Source organism: uncultured Corynebacterium sp., assembly GCF_937999985.1.
Lineage (GTDB): Bacteria > Actinomycetota > Actinomycetes > Mycobacteriales > Mycobacteriaceae > Corynebacterium.
Window position 1 is genome coordinate 1 of record NZ_CALLDG010000169.1, and the last position, 2,211, is coordinate 2,211.

The window sequence follows — 2,211 nt, forward strand, 5'->3', positions numbered from 1 at the left end:
TCTTCCGTTTCACCCAGGCCGGTTCTGAGGTTTCGACCCTGCTGGGTCGTATGCCCTCTGCCGTGGGCTACCAGCCGACTCTGGCTGACGAGATGGGTGTTCTGCAGGAGCGTATTACTTCGACCAAGGGTCGTTCCATTACCTCCCTGCAGGCCGTTTACGTGCCGGCCGATGACTACACCGACCCGGCACCGGCTACGACCTTCGCCCACCTGGATGCAACGACCGAGCTGGATCGTTCCATCGCCTCTAAGGGTATTTACCCCGCAGTGAACCCGCTGACCTCTACCTCTCGTATCCTCGAGCCGGGTATTGTCGGCGAGCGTCACTACGAGGTTGCCCAGCGTGTGATCCACATCCTGCAGAAGAACAAGGAACTGCAGGACATCATCGCCATCCTGGGTATGGACGAGCTCTCGGAAGAGGACAAGATCACCGTTCAGCGCGCACGTCGCCTGGAGCGCTTCCTGGGCCAGAACTTCTTCGTTGCGGAGAAGTTCACCGGTATCCCGGGCTCCTACGTGCCGCTGGCCGACACGATCGACGCCTTCGAGCGCATCTGCGACGGCGAGTTCGATGCTTACCCGGAGCAGGCCTTCAACGGTCTGGGTGGCCTGGACGATGTCGAGGCTGCTTACAAGAAGATGACCGAAAAGTAAGGGGTTAAGCACATGGCTGAGATTGCCGCACAACTGGTCTCCGTGGAACGTCCGCTGTGGGTTGGTACCGCAACGTCCGTTACCGCGCAGACCACTGAGGGCGAGATCGGCGTGCTCCCTGGTCACGAGCCTCTGCTCGGCCAGCTGGTCGAGAACGGCGTCGTTACCATTCGGACGAACACCGGTGAGAAGCTGGTGGCCGCGGTGCAGGGCGGGTTCCTGTCCGTGTCCTCCAAGAAGATCACCATCCTGGCGGATTCTGCAACGTGGGCCAACGAGGTTAACGTTGCGGATGCCGAGTCCCGCAAGCAGTCTGCAGAGACTGAGCGCGACAAGGCCGTCGCAGAGTCCGAGTTGCGCGCTGTGAAGCGTATGGAAGCTTAAGAGCTAACTAGCTCTAAACTTCCCGACAAACGGGTTCCACTGTTTTCACGGTGGAGCCCGTTTTGCTTTTTCGAAACCCACTTCATGCCTGTAAGTTAGGTATATGGCGTGGTTGTTGTATTTTCTTGCGGCGGTGGCGCTGTTCGTCGTCATCGCCGTTATGTGGCGCTTTTTTGCGCTGCGTTCCCAGGGGTATCCCGTGGTCGTCCGGCGCCTGCCAAATTCTGATGGCAGGCACTGGCGCCACGGGATTTTGAAGTATTCGGGCCAATCCGCCAAGTTCTACAAGCTGCGTAGCCTGCGCCCTGCTTCGGATGTGGTGCTTACGCGCCTGGGCACCGCAATCGTGTCTCGCCGCGAGATCACCCCGCGGGAGTCCGCCTTCTTGGAGGACGACGTGCACGTCGTCGAGGTGGTTCACCGCAAGACGCATTGGGAGATCGCCCTTGATAGTGCAGGGGATACCGCTTTGGTGTCTTGGCTGGAATCCGCCCCTTCGGAGCGCCGCATACCCCGTCATTGAGTCGTTGCCAGCTTGCGTAGCGTAGGCTGAACAACCATGCGCTTAGTCATTGCCCGCTGCTGTGTCGATTACGTCGGACGCCTGGAGGCCCACCTGCCGCCCGCCGACCGCCTGATCCTGGTGAAGGCCGATGGTTCGGTCTCCATCCACGCCGACGATCGCGCGTATAAGCCGCTCAATTGGATGATGCCGCCGTGTTCTCTCGAGGCCGTCGAGGCTAGCTCTTTTGATGGTGATGACGCCCCTACGGAGTATTCGGAGCTTGGAAACGAGGGGGTCGAGCAGTTGTGGATCGTCACGAATCCAAAGGGGGAGCAGCTGCGGATCCAGATTTTCGAGATCTACTCCGATACGGAGCACGACCTCGGGGAGGACCCAGGCCTGGTGAAGGATGGGGTGGAGGCGCACCTGCAGGAGTTGCTGGCTGAGCAGATTGAGATCTTGGGCGAGGGTTACTCTTTGATCCGCCGCGAGTACCCGACGGCTATCGGCCCGGTGGACATTTTGTCCAAGGACTCCACGGGCGCGACTGTGGCCGTGGAGATCAAGCGCCGTGGTGGTATCGACGGTGTGGAGCAGCTTACCCGCTATGTGGAGCTGCTGAACCGGGACGAGCTGCTGGCTCCCGTGACGGGTGTGTTTGCC

General features: G+C 60.3%; 3 protein-coding genes and 1 pseudogene. All 4 read left to right on the forward strand.

Annotated features, from left to right (window positions below; genetic code table 11):
• Positions 1-659, forward strand: a pseudogene (locus tag Q0331_RS08045) (F0F1 ATP synthase subunit beta); the annotation flags it as partial.
• Between the two features lie 12 nt (positions 660-671).
• Positions 672-1,043: a F0F1 ATP synthase subunit epsilon gene (locus tag Q0331_RS08050; RefSeq protein ID WP_298075867.1), complete on the forward strand. Its 372-nt coding sequence runs from the start codon at positions 672-674 to the stop codon at positions 1,041-1,043.
• 103 nt (positions 1,044-1,146) lie between these two features.
• The gene (locus Q0331_RS08055) at positions 1,147-1,566 is read left to right on the forward strand and encodes a DUF2550 domain-containing protein (protein ID WP_298075868.1); all 420 of its coding nucleotides are present in this window, start codon (positions 1,147-1,149) and stop codon (positions 1,564-1,566) included.
• A 36-nt stretch (positions 1,567-1,602) separates the two neighbouring features.
• The coding region (gene nucS / locus Q0331_RS08060) for an endonuclease NucS (protein WP_298075869.1) at positions 1,603-2,211 on the forward strand (609 nt) is incomplete at its 3' end.

Excerpts from the sequence above, each read along its gene's own strand:
- Q0331_RS08055 (WP_298075868.1), top strand. The coding sequence starts at position 1,147 with ATGGCGTGGTTGTTGTATTTTCTTGCGGCGGTGGCGCTGTTCGTCGTC.
- Q0331_RS08050 (WP_298075867.1), top strand. The coding sequence starts at position 672 with ATGGCTGAGATTGCCGCACAACTGGTCTCCGTGGAACGTCCGCTGTGG.